Source organism: Bradyrhizobium sp. 31Argb (genome assembly GCF_043638955.1).
Classification (GTDB): domain Bacteria; phylum Pseudomonadota; class Alphaproteobacteria; order Rhizobiales; family Xanthobacteraceae; genus Bradyrhizobium.
In genome coordinates this window covers 1-13844 of record NZ_JBEGDB010000217.1, presented here as the reverse complement: position 1 = coordinate 13844, position 13844 = coordinate 1, and the positions used below count along the sequence as shown (strand labels likewise).

Annotated in this window: 11 protein-coding genes and 1 pseudogene; 6 read left to right on the top strand and 6 right to left on the bottom strand. The window is 62.0% G+C overall.

Annotated elements, in window-relative coordinates; translation table 11 throughout:
* Positions 1–511: 511 nt before the first annotated feature.
* Positions 512–790, top strand: a complete 279-nt coding sequence (locus tag AAFX91_RS30575) for a hypothetical protein (RefSeq protein ID WP_394569083.1) — start codon at positions 512–514, stop codon at positions 788–790.
* A 153-nt stretch (positions 791–943) separates the two neighbouring features.
* On the opposite strand, the gene AAFX91_RS30570 is transcribed toward AAFX91_RS30575, so the two are convergent.
* Positions 944–2005, bottom strand: a complete 1062-nt coding sequence (locus AAFX91_RS30570; protein WP_130581664.1) for a ketopantoate reductase family protein — start codon at positions 2003–2005, stop codon at positions 944–946.
* 334 nt (positions 2006–2339) lie between these two features.
* Here AAFX91_RS30570 and fabA point away from each other — a divergent pair, with 334 nt between their 5' ends.
* The gene (gene fabA / locus AAFX91_RS30565; RefSeq protein WP_130581668.1) at positions 2340–2870 is read left to right on the top strand and encodes a bifunctional 3-hydroxydecanoyl-ACP dehydratase/trans-2-decenoyl-ACP isomerase; all 531 of its coding nucleotides are present in this window, start codon (positions 2340–2342) and stop codon (positions 2868–2870) included.
* Positions 2871–2938: 68 nt separating this feature from the next.
* Here the strand turns inward: fabA and AAFX91_RS30560 are convergent, their stop codons facing one another.
* A complete protein-coding gene (locus AAFX91_RS30560) occupies positions 2939–3784 on the bottom strand; it encodes an IclR family transcriptional regulator (RefSeq protein ID WP_165421363.1) in 846 nt (281 codons plus the stop codon).
* Positions 3785–3893: 109 nt separating this feature from the next.
* Positions 3894–6023 carry an acetate--CoA ligase family protein gene (locus AAFX91_RS30555; RefSeq protein WP_130581662.1) on the bottom strand — a complete coding sequence of 710 codons (2130 nt, stop codon included), beginning with the start codon at positions 6021–6023 and terminating at the stop codon, positions 3894–3896.
* A gap of 217 nt (positions 6024–6240) precedes the next feature.
* On the opposite strand from AAFX91_RS30555, the gene AAFX91_RS30550 reads away from it, so the two are divergent.
* From AAFX91_RS30550 to frc, 3 genes are all read left to right on the top strand, one after another.
* Positions 6241–6936 carry a GntR family transcriptional regulator gene (locus AAFX91_RS30550; RefSeq protein ID WP_130581667.1) on the top strand — a complete coding sequence of 232 codons (696 nt, stop codon included), beginning with the start codon at positions 6241–6243 and terminating at the stop codon, positions 6934–6936.
* Positions 6937–6997: 61 nt separating this feature from the next.
* Positions 6998–8728, top strand: coding sequence for an oxalyl-CoA decarboxylase (gene oxc, locus AAFX91_RS30545; protein WP_130581661.1), 1731 nt, complete (start codon positions 6998–7000; stop codon positions 8726–8728).
* Between the two features lie 193 nt (positions 8729–8921).
* Positions 8922–10199, top strand: coding sequence for a formyl-CoA transferase (gene frc / locus AAFX91_RS30540; RefSeq protein WP_394569082.1), 1278 nt, complete (start codon positions 8922–8924; stop codon positions 10197–10199).
* A gap of 75 nt (positions 10200–10274) precedes the next feature.
* On the opposite strand, the gene AAFX91_RS30535 is transcribed toward frc, so the two are convergent.
* Both AAFX91_RS30535 and AAFX91_RS30530 read right to left on the bottom strand, forming a co-directional pair.
* Positions 10275–10994 carry a TetR/AcrR family transcriptional regulator gene (locus tag AAFX91_RS30535; RefSeq protein ID WP_394569081.1) on the bottom strand — a complete coding sequence of 240 codons (720 nt, stop codon included), beginning with the start codon at positions 10992–10994 and terminating at the stop codon, positions 10275–10277.
* Positions 10991–12832 carry a CocE/NonD family hydrolase gene (locus AAFX91_RS30530; RefSeq protein WP_394569080.1) on the bottom strand — a complete coding sequence of 614 codons (1842 nt, stop codon included), beginning with the start codon at positions 12830–12832 and terminating at the stop codon, positions 10991–10993. The genes AAFX91_RS30535 and AAFX91_RS30530 overlap by 4 nt, the downstream gene beginning before the upstream one ends.
* Before the next feature lie 246 nt (positions 12833–13078).
* On the opposite strand from AAFX91_RS30530, the gene AAFX91_RS30525 reads away from it, so the two are divergent.
* Entirely contained in the window at positions 13079–13216 is a 138-nt protein-coding gene (locus AAFX91_RS30525) for a hypothetical protein (protein ID WP_165421361.1), read from the top strand.
* A gap of 470 nt (positions 13217–13686) precedes the next feature.
* On the opposite strand, the pseudogene AAFX91_RS30520 reads toward AAFX91_RS30525, so the two are convergent.
* Positions 13687–13773 (bottom strand): annotated as a pseudogene (locus AAFX91_RS30520) (short-chain dehydrogenase); the annotation flags it as partial.
* Positions 13774–13844 lie beyond the last annotated feature (71 nt).

Sequence of the window (13844 nt, the reverse complement as noted above, 5' to 3'; positions counted from 1 at the left end):
TAAACTCTAACCCCTGATGAGCCAGAGCCTCCCTTCTCGAAAAGCTTGATCTGTCTCAAATTATCTGACGACGGACAACGACGCCCCAAGCACGACGAGCCGGCACCTCAAAGGACTCCGGACAGTCGCGCGATGCAAGGGTGGATTACGCTTTCGCTAAGCCACCCTGCGCTTAGTGATGTCCGGTCGTTGGGGTAAACCGGAGATATTTCAAGACTGCGCTGAGGTCCGAAAAGACCCCGAGCTGAATCGCGCTCCCGCTTTCACCATGTCGGTCGTCTGAACCAGGGCGGACATCGCTGTGCGCGTGCCTCGACGCCGCTTTTGTGAAGGGTTTCGGATGCCGGCCGCTGTTGACAGACATCCAGTTAGCAAATGGCGATACCGCGAGTTCTTCCGAGCTATAGTTGTCTCGGCAATCCCAAAAGTGATCTTCCGGTTCTGAGTGCCCCCAACAAGCGCCGCGTGCATTGATTTCCTACATTTATCAACGAGCGAGGGTTACCTGTTAATGGATGAACGGCATCCTGACGCGCGCTGGGCTGCTCCGCTGTCCGATAAAGAGGATGGAAACCTGTATATGAATGGTGATTGGCTGTCGGCACTGCTCTCATGGTGGCCGTTCGTGGTGCTCATTGGTGCATGGATCGTGGTTTCGCGTTTTACCAACCGCACAAAATCGGGGGTTTCGGTAATCCAACCGTGTGAGCAGCAGCTCACCGAAACGCAGCGGATTGATGCCAATCTAGAGCGCATCGTGGCGGCTCTCGACAAGCGCCCGCAATGTTAGGTGTCTCTATAAGAGACCTTTCGCTTGGCAACATTGCCTTGCAGCCAGTCCGTTGTTGGCCCGTACCTGTCCGATTCAAGTGGACGGAGTTTGTCTGCCCACCCGGTAGTTCAGACGTCAACCCGTTCTGCGCATCAAGGCGAGCAACGCGGCTCAGTTCAACCGCAGCCCCGTAATGTGCCGCGGATCCGGGCTCAGCTCATTCCGCTCCACGCGCTTGACGAGGTCGGTCAGCACGGCATTGGCTGCGCAGGACAGGCCGATCTTCTCGCCCTCGCGCACCACTAAACCGTTGAGGAATTCGATCTCGGTGCGCCGGCCCTTCTGCACGTCCTGGCCCATCGAGGGACGCTGCTCGGAGGAGGTGCGTTTGCCGTCCCTGAAGCGCTGCTCGTCGCAGACGCGCATCGCCGTCTCGTCGCCTTCTCCGGCGCGCGCGATCGTCTCAGGCGACAGGTGCAGGATCTCCTCCAATTGATAGCCGAGCGCCTGGCCGACGCGGATCGCTTCGCTGCCGAGCCGGGTGGAGAAACGGCGGATCGGCTCGCTTTGCAACTTGTCTCCGCCCGACAGACCCGTGCAGGCCGAGAGCCCATTGCCCATGACGTTGGCAACCAGTTTCGACCAGCGCTCGCCCCACAGATTGCCGGTCACTTTGGCGCTGTCCGAGTAGCCCACCAGACGGCAGATTTCTTCCGCCCGAGCCGTGACGCGACCGTGCACTTCGCCGGTGCGAAATACGGTGTGCGCCGCCCCGCCCTTGCCGGCGCCGCGGTGAATATGGCCGGGTTCAGGCAGATTGACGGTGATGCTGCTGGCAATGCATCCGAGCGTCCTGCCCCAGCCGACGATGCCGGCAATCGTCTCTTCGTTCATGCAGTTCTGCAGCGACACGACGTAGCCGTCGGGCGCCAGATACTGCTGGATCAGCATGGTGGCCCAGGCGGTGTCGTAAGATTTCATGCAGACGAAGGCGATGTCGACCGGTCTCTCCTTGGCGAGCTGCTGCGCGTCGGTGATGTGCAGCGCGCGCACGGAAACCGAGAATTCCGCGACGTCCCTTGCGTGCGTGACGCGCAGTCCGTGCTTCCTCATGTGCTCGATGTGATCGGGCCAGGGATCGATGAACGTGACGTCCTCGCCGGCCTGCACCATGTGGGCACCCACATACCCGCCGACGGCTCCAGCTCCGACGATAGCTATCTTCCGACCCATGCTTTCTCCCCGGCATTGTTCTTGCGGTCAGGGAAGCAACCGGTTCCCTGGTTCTTGAGGCGTCAGTTTAGTCGATCCAGGCCTTTCGCCAATGGTCCACCTTGCGCCCAACAGCGGACGTTACTGCCGGTTCAACCTCTGACAGGGAGCCGACTTCGGCGTTGTGTGGATCGGCAATCAGCCCAGACTTGCCATCGAGGGCGCCCTCGCGGCGACAGCTTTCGACCATTCGCCCCTGATCGCACTTGAATTGAACTCAATCCAAGTACATCCTGACCGCGAGTACAGACGTCGGAGTATACCCCGACCGCTCACCACCAAAGGCCTTGTTGTCTTGCCCAACCCACACGACTTTCACACTCCGCAATCGTCCTACACAAAAGACGATCTGCTCAAATCAGGTGAAGGTGGCTATTTCGGCCCAGGCAATGCGCAGTTGCCAGCACCGCCCATGCTTATGATGGACCGCATCACAGACATCAGCATGGACGGCGGCGAATTTGGAAAGGGCCATATCGTCGGCGAGTTGGACATTACGCCGAGCCTCTGGTTCTTTAATTGCCACTTTCCTCACGACCCTGTGATGCCGGGATGTCTGGGTTTGGACGCGATGTGGCAGATGATCGGTTACTGGCTCGGCTGGTCGGGCTCACCAGGCAAAGGCCGCGCCATCGGTGTTGGCGAGGTGAAGTTCAGAGGCCATATCACGCCAGAAGTCAGACGCGTTCGCTATGAGGTTGATATGCGCCAGGTGAGGCGCGGCAGACTGGTTCTCGGAGTTGCGAACGGCCGCGTGCACGCCGATGACACATGCGTCTACGTTGCCAGAGACATGAGGGTTGGTCTGATAACGCCCGCGATCTGAGCTGTAGTCAGCGACGCAATCCATCTCTCCACACAGGCGGATGCGCCCGCAATGACGGCGTTGTCTTCTCAGCCAGCCGTCGCAGCGGGCACGAGGCCACCGAGCGCAAGCGTCAGCTCGGCCGCCACTTCGCGCACGGTCTGGCCGAGCGTGGCCAAGCGATCGTCGGTCAGGCGACTGGTCATGCCGGAGACCGAGATCGCCGCCAGCGGCTCGCTGCAATCGTTGTAGACGACGGCGGCGATGCAGCGCAGCCCCATGCAGGCTTCCTCGTCGTCGACGGCGTAACCTTGGCGGCGGACGCGTTCGAGTTCCCTGAACAGGTCGCTCGGCCGCGTGATGGTCTTCTCGGTCAGGCGCGGCATGCCGTGGTGGCGGATGATCGCGCTGACGTCCTCGTCCGAATAGGTCGCCAGCACCGCCTTGCCGACGCCGGACGCAACCATCGCCACGCGGCCGCCGACCTTCGTCAGCGAACGCATGATCTCGCGGCTTTCCATTCGGGTCAGCACGACGATGAACTCGTCGTCGACGACGGCGAGGTTGGCGGTCTCGCGGGTGAGGTCGCGCAGCTTGCGCAGGTAGGGAACCGCCTGGGCGGTGAAGTTGCGGCGCCTCGCAAAGGTGGCGCCGACCGTGAAGCTGCGGGCGCCGACATGCCATTTCGATTGGGTCCGGTCGAATTGCACGAAGCGGCGGCTTTCGAGCGTTGCCAGCAGACGGTGCACGGTGGAGGTCGACAGCCCCGTGCGGATCGCGAGATCGCTCAGGCGGTAGCCTTCGTCGTCTTCGGCGAGCGTCTCGATGATCGAGAGCGCGCGGTCGACGGACTGCACGCCGCCCTCGCGGGAATCGGCCTCAGTATCCGCGTTAGTCTTCTCGATGGACTTGCGCCGGATCACGTCTCTCTTCATCGCGACCTGCATTCCCAGACACAGACCGAGTTTGTGGAGAGTCCCCTCACCCGAAGCGTTCAATCAAAATGCCGCTCCGACTGACGTCGAAGCGGCATTGATCTTCTCGTTAGAGCAGACCCGCGCCGCGCGCCCATTTGTACTTGGCCCCCAGCACCTCGACCGGCAGTTCGGTCGAATAGGCATAGGCCGGGATGCCGTGCTGATAGAGATACTCGGCGGCCTCCTCGACCTCGACGTCGCCGGCGAGCGAGGCCACCATCGGCTTCACGAAGCCCTTGGCCTCCATCTCCTTCTTCACCTCGACCATGTTGCGCGCGAACACCATCGGCGGCGTCACGATGGTGTGCCAGTAGCCGAGGATCAGCGCGTGGATGCGCTCATCGGACAGGCCGAGCTTCACCGTGTTGACATAGGTGATCGGCGGCTCGCCACCGGTAATGTCGACGGGATTGCCGGCGGCGCCGAATGGCGGGATGAACTTGCGGAAGGCCGCATCCAGGTCCGGCGGCATCTGCATCAGCGACAGGCCGTTGTCGACCACGGAGTCGGAGAGCAGCACGCCCGAACCGCCGGCGCCGGTGATGATCAGCACGTTCTCGCCCTTCGGCGTCGGCAGCACCGGCACGCCGCGGGCGAATTCGAGCAGTTGCCTCAAGCTGCGGGCGCGGATCACGCCGGACTGCTTGAACACGTCCTCATAGATCTTGTCGTTGCCGGCGAGCGCGCCGGTGTGCGAGCTTGCCGCCTTCGCACCTGCCGAGGTGCGGCCGGCCTTCAGCACGATCACCGGTTTCTTCTTGGAGACCCGCTTGGCGGCTTCCGCGAAGGCGCGGCCGTCCTTCAGGTCTTCGCAGTGCTGCGCAATCAAATTGGTGTTCGGGTCCTGCTCGAAGAAGGCAAGCAGATCGTCCTCGTCGATATCGGACTTGTTGCCGAGGCCGACGATCGCGGAGACGCCCATCTTCGCCGAGCGTGAGAAGCCGATGATCGCCATGCCGATGCCGCCGGACTGCGATGACAAGGCCGCATGGCCCTTGACGTCGTAGGCCGTGCAGAAGGTCGCGCAGAGATTGGCTGGCGTGTAATAGAAGCCGTAGATGTTCGGCCCCATCAGGCGGATGTCGTACTTCTTGCCGACTTCGACGATCTCGGCCTGCAGTTCCGGCGCGCCGGCTTCGGCGAAGCCCGACGGGATCAGCACGGCGCCGGGAATTTTCTTCTCGCCGCATTCGGCGAGCGCACCGGCGACGAATTTCGCGGGGATCGCGAACACCGCGACGTCGATCACCCCTGGCACGTCCTTGACGCTCTTGTAGGCCTTGTAGCCGAGGATCTCGGGCGCTTTGGGGTGGATCGGATAGATCTCGCCCTTGTAGCCGCCGTTAATGAGGTTCTTCATCACGGAGTTGCCGATCTTGCCGTCTTCGGCAGAAGCACCGATCACGGCCACCGCCTTCGGCTGCATGATGCGGTTCATCGCGGCGACGATTTCCTCGGTCGGGCGCGGCGCCGGGCGCGGCTTGTAGTCGAAATCGACGACGATGCGCACGTCGGCGGCGATCGCGTCCTTCTTGGTGGCAAAAACGGGATTGAGGTCGAGCTCGACGATCTCAGGGAAATCGCTGACCAGCCGCGACACCTTGACGATGACATCGGCGAGCGCCTCGCGGTTGACGGGATCGCCGCCACGCACGCCCTTCAGCATCTCATGCGCCTGGATGCCGTCGAGCATCGACAGCGCGTCTTCCGTGGTCGCGGGCGCGAGGCGGAAGGTGATGTCCTTGAGCACTTCGACCAGCACGCCGCCGAGGCCGAAGGCGACCAGCTTGCCGAACGAGCCGTCGGTGATCGAGCCGATGATCACCTCGGTGCCGCCGCCCAGCATCTGCTGGACCTGCACGCCCCCGATCTTGGCGTCCGCCTTGTACTTCCTGGCGTTGGCGAGAATCGTCTCGTAGGTCTTCTCGGCGTCAGCGGCCGTCTTGACGCCGACCACGACGCCGCCGGCCTCGGTCTTGTGGAGAATGTCCGGCGAGACGATCTTCATGACCACCGGGAAACCCATGCCGGACGCGATCCGCGCCGCCTCGGCCGCCGACTTGGCGACGTCCTCCTTCGGGACCGGTATCCCGTAGGCATCGCAGACCAATTTGCCCTCCGGCGCCGTCAGGCTCGTACGCTTGTCCGCTTTGACCGCATCGAGAACTTTGCGGACTGCTTCTTTTGAATTTGACATCGGCTTCCTCCCAGGACAAATTTGATGGCATTTGGTATGCCAGAAGCCAAAAAGTCAAGCCGGTCTTCTCTCGCGGGATGCAGAAAACAATGGCAACTTGACATTCTGGTATTTGGCATGCCAAAAACCTGACGGCATTTCTTCTGCTAAGAAGGCGTCTTCCAAACGGAGGAGACGAGTCGTGCCAACACCGAAGGAAACCAAGGCATCGCCTATTATGGCTGAGGCAGATATTGCGATCGTCCGGATCGCGCCAGAGACGAGCTTCAAGAACAAGGCTTACGAAGCCTTGAAGGAAGCTATTCTCAAGATGGACATCTATACGACGCCCGAGCCGGTGATGCTCGATGAGCGTGCGTTGTCCGAGCGCCTCGGCGTCAGCCGCACCCCGATCCGCGAAGCGATCGCCATGCTCGAACAGGACGGTTTTGTCAAAACCGTGCCGCGCCGCGGCATCGTCGTGGTCCGCCGCACCAAGACCGAGATCGTCGACATGATCCGCGCTTGGGCCGCACTCGAGAGCATGGCCGCGCGGTTGATCACGACCACCGCGCGCAAGAAAGACATCACGGCGCTGCGCGACTTCTTCAAGGATTTCAGCAGCGACCGCCGGCCGGAAGATCACATCGAGGAATATTCCAAGGCCAACATCGCCTTCCATCAGGCGCTGATCTCGCTGTCCGAGAATCAGGTCCTGGTCGATATGACCAACGACATCCTCTTGCATGTCCGCGGCTACCGGCAGCTCACGATCGGGCGGAAGGATCGCACCGCGACATCGCTACCCGAGCATCTCGGCATCATCGAGGCGCTGGAGGCGCGCGACACCGAGCTTGCGGAAAAGCGCGCGCGCGACCACACGCTTGGCCTTGCCGCTTACGTCGAAGCGCACGGCCAGGAACTTTTCACTTAGAGCGTCACTCAGAAGACGACGAACTCGTCCGAACCAGAAAAGCCAGAGGGAGACCATGCCCATGCTAAATACCGCCACCAAGACCGAAGCACCGGGCACGGAACAAGAGCTTACGGACGGCTTTCACCTCGTCATCGATGCGCTGAAGCTGAATGGCATCGACACCGTCTACGGCGTGCCGGGCATTCCGATCACGGATCTCGGCCGCATGGCGCAGGCGGCGGGCATTCGCGTGTTGTCGTTCCGGCATGAGCAGAACGCGGGCTACGCGGCGGCGATCGCGGGCTTCCTGACCAAGAAGCCCGGCGTCTGCCTGACGGTGTCGGCGCCAGGCTTCCTCAACGGGCTTACCGCGCTGGCGCACGCCACCACCAACTGCTTTCCGATGATCCTGGTCTCGGGTTCCTCGGAGCGCGAGATCGTCGACCTGCAGCAGGGCGACTATGAGGAGATGGACCAGCTCGCGATCGCCAAGCCGCTCTGCAAGGCGGCGTTCCGCGTGTTGCACGCGCAGGATATCGGCATCGGCTTTGCGCGCGCGATCCGCGCCGCCGTGTCCGGTCGTCCCGGCGGCGTCTATCTCGACCTGCCGGCAAAACTGTTCTCGCAGGTGATGAATGCCGAAGCCGGTCAGAGGTCGCTGGTGAAGGTGATCGACGCGGCGCCGGCGCAGATCCCTGCCCCGTCGGCGGTCAAGCGCGCGCTTGACGTGCTCAAGGGCGCCAAGCGTCCGCTGATCATCCTCGGCAAGGGCGCGGCCTACGCACAGGCCGATGATGCCATCCGCAGCTTCGTCGAGAAGAGCGGCGCGCCGTTCCTGCAGATGAGCATGGCCAAGGGCCTCCTGCCCGACACGCATCCGCAATCCGCCGGCGCCGCGCGCTCGACCGTGCTGAAGGATGCCGACGTGGTGATGCTGATCGGCGCCCGCCTCAACTGGCTGCTCTCGCATGGCAAGGGCAAGACCTGGGGCGATGCACCGAAGAAATTCATCCAGGTCGATATCGAGCCGAAGGAGATGGATTCCAACGTCGAGATCGCGGCTCCCCTGGTCGGCGATATCGGCTCCTGTGTCACCGCGCTGCTCGAGGGCATGGGCGGCAACTGGCCGGCGCCGCCTGCCGACTGGACCACCAAGGTCAACGCCAAGCGCGACGAGAACGTCGCCAAGATGGCGCCAAAGCTGATGAGCAATGCCTCGCCGATGGATTATCACGGCGCGCTCGGCGTGCTCCGCACCATCATCAAGGAGCGGCCGGACGCTATCTTCGTCAACGAAGGCGCCAACACACTCGACCTCGCCCGCGGCGTCATCGACATGTATCAGCCGCGCAAGCGGCTCGATGTCGGCACCTGGGGCGTGATGGGCATCGGCATGGGCTATGCCATCGCAGCCGCCGTCGAGACCGGCAAGCCGGTGCTCGCGGTCGAAGGCGACAGCGCCTTTGGTTTTTCGGGCATGGAGATCGAGACCATCTGCCGCTACGACCTGCCGGTCTGCGTCGTCGTCTTCAACAATGACGGCATCTATCGCGGCACCGACACCAACTCGGCCGGCGCCGATCCCGCAACCACGGTGTTCGTGAAGGGCGCACGCTACGACAAGATGATCGAGGCGTTCGGCGGCGTCGGCGTCAACGCGACCTCGCCGGATGAATTGAAGCGTGCCGTCAATGCGGCGATGGACTCCGGCAAGCCGACCCTGATCAACGCGGTGATCGATCCAGCGGCCGGCTCGGAGAGCGGCCGCATCGGCAATCTCAATCCGCAGAGCGTTCTGAAGAAGAAGTAACGGATCAACTGAACGGCGTCATTCCCCGCCAACGGGTCGGCCGAATGGCCGCCCGATGACAGGCTCCGGCGGGGGATCCAGTAGCCGCCGAGCTATCGCGAGGCGAACACTGAGCCCGACTGAATCGACGGTGATTACTGGATGCCCGCCTTCGTGGGCATGACAGCAACAGGTAGTAACAAGGAGAGGACAGATGACTAAGGCGCTTACGGGCGTTCGCATTCTCGATTTCACCCATGTCCAGTCGGGGCCGACCTGCACCCAGCTCCTGGCCTGGTTCGGCGCCGACGTGATCAAGGTCGAGCGCCCGGGCGTCGGTGACATCACGCGTGGCCAGTTGCAGGACGTCCCGAACGTGGACAGCCTGTATTTCACCATGCTCAACCACAACAAGCGCTCGATCACGCTCGACACCAAGAACCCGAAGGGCAAGGAAGTCCTGACCGCGCTGATCAAGAAGTGCGACGTGCTGGTGGAGAATTTCGGCCCCGGCGTGCTCGACCGCATGGGCTTTCCCTGGGAGAAGATCCAACAGATCAACCCGCAGATGATCGTGGCCTCCATCAAGGGCTTTGGCCCGGGGCCGTATGAAGACTGCAAGGTCTATGAGAACGTCGCGCAGTGCACGGGCGGCGCGGCCTCGACCACCGGCTTCCGCGACGACGTCCCGCTCGTCACCGGCGCACAGATCGGCGACAGCGGCACGGGACTGCATCTCGCCCTCGGCATCGTCACCGCGCTGTTCCACCGCACCAAGAGCGGCAAGGGCCAGCGAGTCACCGCGGCGATGCAGGACGGCGTGCTCAACCTCTGCCGCGTCAAGCTGCGCGACCAGCAGCGTCTCGCCCATGGCCCGCTCAAGGAATACAGCCAGTTCGGCGAAGGCATTCCGTTCGGCGACGCCGTGCCGCGCGCGGGCAATGATTCCGGCGGCGGCCAGCCCGGGCGCATCCTGAAGTGCAAGGGCTGGGAGACCGATCCCAACGCCTACATCTACTTCATCACGCAGGCACCGGTCTGGGAGAAGATCTGCGACGTGATCGGCGAGCCCACCTGGAAGACGCATCCGGATTACGCCAAGCCGGCGGCACGCTTGCCGCGGCTGAACGAAATCTTCGCCCGCATCGAGCAGTGGACTACGACCAAGACCAAGTTCGAGGCGATGGAGATCCTCAACCAATACGACATCCCCTGCGGCCCGATCCTGTCGATGAAGGAACTCGCCGAGGACCAGTCGCTGCGCGCGACCGGCACCGTGGTCGAGGTCGTCCATCCCACCCGCGGCAAATACCTGTCGGTCGGCAACCCGATCAAGCTGTCGGACAGCCCGAGCGAAGTGCTTCGCTCGCCGCTGCTTGGCGAGCACACCGACGAGGTGCTGCGCCAGGTGCTCGGCTTCACCGATCACCAGGTCGCCGAGATCCACGACTCCGGCGCGCTCGCTCCGCCGCAGAAGCAGGCGGCCGAGTAAGTCGCGTCATATCGCTGAACGGCTAAAAGGGCCGCCGGTATTCCGGCGGCCCTTTTGTCTTGGCGCGACCTGCGGTCAATCACGCTTCGGAATAGACTGCATGTTCGTCTGCAAATAGGCGAGCGCAGCGCGTCCGAATTCTTCGCCCAGCGCTGTCCACGACACGTCACTGAGCGCCTCATCGGACGCTCGCGCTTTTCCGAGCACCGCCGCCGTTATGATGTGAAACGATACCCGCGCCATAAGCTCGGCCTTGTCGCCGGCGACGCCTTGCAGGAACGGAAGCAACGCTTCGCGATACCTGGAGAAAATACGACGCCGGCCGCGTGCGCCTATCCGATCCATTTCCGAGGTGCCGCCGCGCTGCGCGGCGAAGACGGCAAAGTACAGCTTCTCATCGCCAGCGAAAGTGTCGCAGGTCGCGGCGGCGAAACGCTCGATCACATCAGCCATGTTGTCGAATGGCCGCTGAGAGAGTCGCTCGCCGACGGCTTCCTCGATGCGGGCCGTAATCTCGTATTTGATAGCCTGCAGCAATTCATCCTTGCCGCGAAAACGGCGATAGATGTTTCCGACCGGCAGGCCCGCGGCTTCCGCCACCTCGGCCATCGAAAAGCCGTCCGCGCCTTTCGTTCTCAGCAGCTGTTCAGCGGCCGTGACGATCTTCGCAAGAGCGGCACGGCTGCGCTGCTGCTGCGGCCGCACGACGTGAGGTGACGTTTCGAAGGTCGACATGATGGCAGCAATACCATCATGCCGATGGTCCAACAACGGAGAGGATCTCTCGCGGCTCATTCGCCGCGAGGTATCGTCGGCAGCACGAGGAACGAGTCGCGCGCCCCGCCGGAGGCGATCGTCGTCACGCCGGAGAACTCAGGGTTCGGCCGATCGGCGGGATCGTCGTGCAGGAACACGCCGGACCCGCGCCTTCCGATGGATTTCCCATCCGGATTCGACGGCGGACGCTGGAAGTCGGCCCCCTCGATCCGGAGCGTCAGTTTGTATCCGGGATGAACGACGATCGAGGTCGGCCAGATCTCCACATCGACCGGATAGAACTCGTCCGGCTTCAGCTTCTGCACTTCGTCATGCGTATGCCAGGGCTGGTATGGCTTCGACCGTTGGACGTCGAGCTTGCGCCGCGACGCGCGCAGCCATCCTTGCGCCAATGGCGAGGCGGTGTCGGATGCGCCGAGGAAAGTGACCTCGCGTCCCTTCTCGTCGAACAATTGCAGGGTGACGAAGAGATCCGCATCCGCGGTCGACGATGCGACCCAGAGATGGGCGGCGAGCGGTCCGGTGAACTCCATCGTCCGATCGAACACCATATCGAAAGTGGCCGCGGTCTTTCCGGCATTGAACGTCACGCTGGCTTCGCCCTTGGGCACCTCGGTGCCCAGCGAACGGTTCTGCGCATCGAGATGATAATTGACATAACGGGTGCGGGCGAGCGGCCAGCCTTCCTCGGACCGCGTCGTCCAGGTCGCGCGCGCCGGATCGCGTTCGACCAGGGAAACCCGTGCGGTCTTCTCCCACTTGTTGTCTATTCCCTTGAGATAGTGATCGAAGAACTTGTGCTGAAGCGCGATCCCCTCATCGCTGTAGAAGCTGTCGTCATGCGTTCCCGTGTGCAGGAACAGCCACTTTTCCGTCGATGACGCCTGGACGAATCCCTCGTAATTGCCGCGGCCGTGGAGGCTTGGAGCCGAGAGATTTCCGGCCGACAGCAGCGGCGTGCGGATACGGCTCAGATCAGCATTGATCTCCTGATTGTAGCCATCGAGCAGAGGATGGGCGTGCGCGCTGTCGATCAGGTTTCTTCGGTTGGCCTTCAGCAAATCGTCACTGAGTGCCGCGCCGGTGGGAGGCCGCCCCGTTCCTGGATCCTTGTAGGCGGTCGCCGCGTTGCCATTCTGATTGGGAAGGATCTGGCTCTTGAACCAGAGCTGAAGAAACACATTGCTTTCGATGCCGCCGTGAAACAGCGCCTCACGATACAGATCGGACGCGCCTTCCCAGGGGATAATCGCGGCGAGATGCGGTGACTGAAGCGCGGCAACCTGCCATTGATTGATGGCCATGTAGGAAATGCCGAGCAAGCCGACCTTCCCGTTCGACCACGGTTGCGCAGCAGCCCATTCAATCGCGTCGTAGAAATCGCGCGCTTCGCGCGCCGAGACGAGGTCGAGATAGCCCGGCGAGTAACCTGCACCGCGGACGTCGAGCGCGATGACCACATAACCGTCGCCGACCCAGCGTTCGGGGTCGGTGTGCTCCCAACGCATGAACCGGCACGACGATTGGGCACAAATGTTCGGGTTGGCTTTGAGCAACTGGGTCCAACCTGATGCGTAGGCCTCCTGGAAGGTCGCATCCTTGCCATAGGACCCCTGCGCCATGATCACCGGATAGGTCCCGGCCTGCTTGGGACGGAACACGTTGGCATAAACCACGTGGCCATCGCGCAACGTCACGGCGACGTTCTGATCATAGATCATCGTCGCCCCGCTTTTCAGCACGACCTCTTCATGAGCGCGCGGGATCGAGTAATTCGATTGCGGAGCGGCGTAGGCTGCAAAGGCCAGGCTCGTTCCCGCCACGACGGCGAGCAAGACCCTTCCGGATAACTTCATGGTTTCCTCCAGTGGCCACGTGAAATGGGCCAATGGCGGTCGTTTACACCGGTTAAAATGCGAATGCAAATCCTGTTCGCATTCTGGTTAGGATTTTTGGGATGCCAAACGGCCGGCCTATGTTGCACCGCAGAAGGCGGATGCTGCTATGCAAACAAATGCGTTGTTGCTGGCATCTGGTATACATAAATAGTCCCCAGATCACGAAGCGGACATTCCGCCGCAACTTCAGAGAAGGGGGACATCATGTCCAAGACTGCTTCCATCGCAATTTCGGCCCCGACTTCGCTGTGGGGACGTTTGATGGCCACGATCGATCGGCTGCTGATGAAGAGCGCCGAGATCTCCATCCGCAACGGCGACCTCCCGCGCTTCGGCCTCTAAGGCCTCATAGCGACACGAACTCCGGCGGCGAACGCCGTCGAGGTGGCGCCGACGAGACTTACATTTTGTTTGAGCGAATGGCCCCTGCTCCGGCCAGCCCCTAGCTTAAGTGTGGAATTTTAACTCCACCTTCATCGGCATCCCTTATTCCATAAAGAATTCGGGGTGCCGACCATGCCGGAGATTTCTTCGGGAGGAGCCAAAAGGCTTCGTCTCCCTCCCCCTTTCGAAGGGGTCAACGTCAACTTCTGCAAGAACCCGCTCTGTCCGAACTTCGGTGTTCACGCCGAAATCGAGGACCAGCGAAGCAAAAACAGACACAAAACAAACGAACGATCGTCCTACATCGTGACGGGTTCGCCCCACGAAGCGTCGCTTGCCGCCGCGGATTGGCATATCTACATGTGCTGAAACGCTTGCGGAGCACTAACCCCCGCAAGCATTTCTCGCGTATCTCGGACGTCGATCGATCACTTTACCGCAGCGTTGCCACCATCGGCGAACAAGGCCGATCCCGTGACGAAACTGGCCATCGAGCTGGCGAGGAAAAGTGCGCTAGGCCGTGTGGACTCTTGGGATTCTCAAATCAGATTGAACGTGATTCAAGGCTTTCTTTTAGGAGGAAGCC

Bases quoted from the DNA above. Each gene is read 5' to 3' on its own strand.
- AAFX91_RS30575 (WP_394569083.1), top strand. From the start codon at position 512: ATGGATGAACGGCATCCTGACGCGCGCTGGGCTGCTCCGCTGTCCGAT.
- AAFX91_RS30570 (WP_130581664.1), bottom strand. From the start codon at position 2,005: ATGGGTCGGAAGATAGCTATCGTCGGAGCTGGAGCCGTCGGCGGGTAT.
- AAFX91_RS30560 (WP_165421363.1), bottom strand. From the start codon at position 3,784: ATGAAGAGAGACGTGATCCGGCGCAAGTCCATCGAGAAGACTAACGCG.
- AAFX91_RS30555 (WP_130581662.1), bottom strand. From the start codon at position 6,023: ATGTCAAATTCAAAAGAAGCAGTCCGCAAAGTTCTCGATGCGGTCAAA.
- AAFX91_RS30550 (WP_130581667.1), top strand. From the start codon at position 6,241: ATGGCTGAGGCAGATATTGCGATCGTCCGGATCGCGCCAGAGACGAGC.
- oxc (WP_130581661.1), top strand. From the start codon at position 6,998: ATGCTAAATACCGCCACCAAGACCGAAGCACCGGGCACGGAACAAGAG.
- frc (WP_394569082.1), top strand. From the start codon at position 8,922: ATGACTAAGGCGCTTACGGGCGTTCGCATTCTCGATTTCACCCATGTC.
- AAFX91_RS30535 (WP_394569081.1), bottom strand. From the start codon at position 10,994: ATGAGCCGCGAGAGATCCTCTCCGTTGTTGGACCATCGGCATGATGGT.
- AAFX91_RS30530 (WP_394569080.1), bottom strand. From the start codon at position 12,832: ATGAAGTTATCCGGAAGGGTCTTGCTCGCCGTCGTGGCGGGAACGAGC.
- AAFX91_RS30525 (WP_165421361.1), top strand. From the start codon at position 13,079: ATGTCCAAGACTGCTTCCATCGCAATTTCGGCCCCGACTTCGCTGTGG.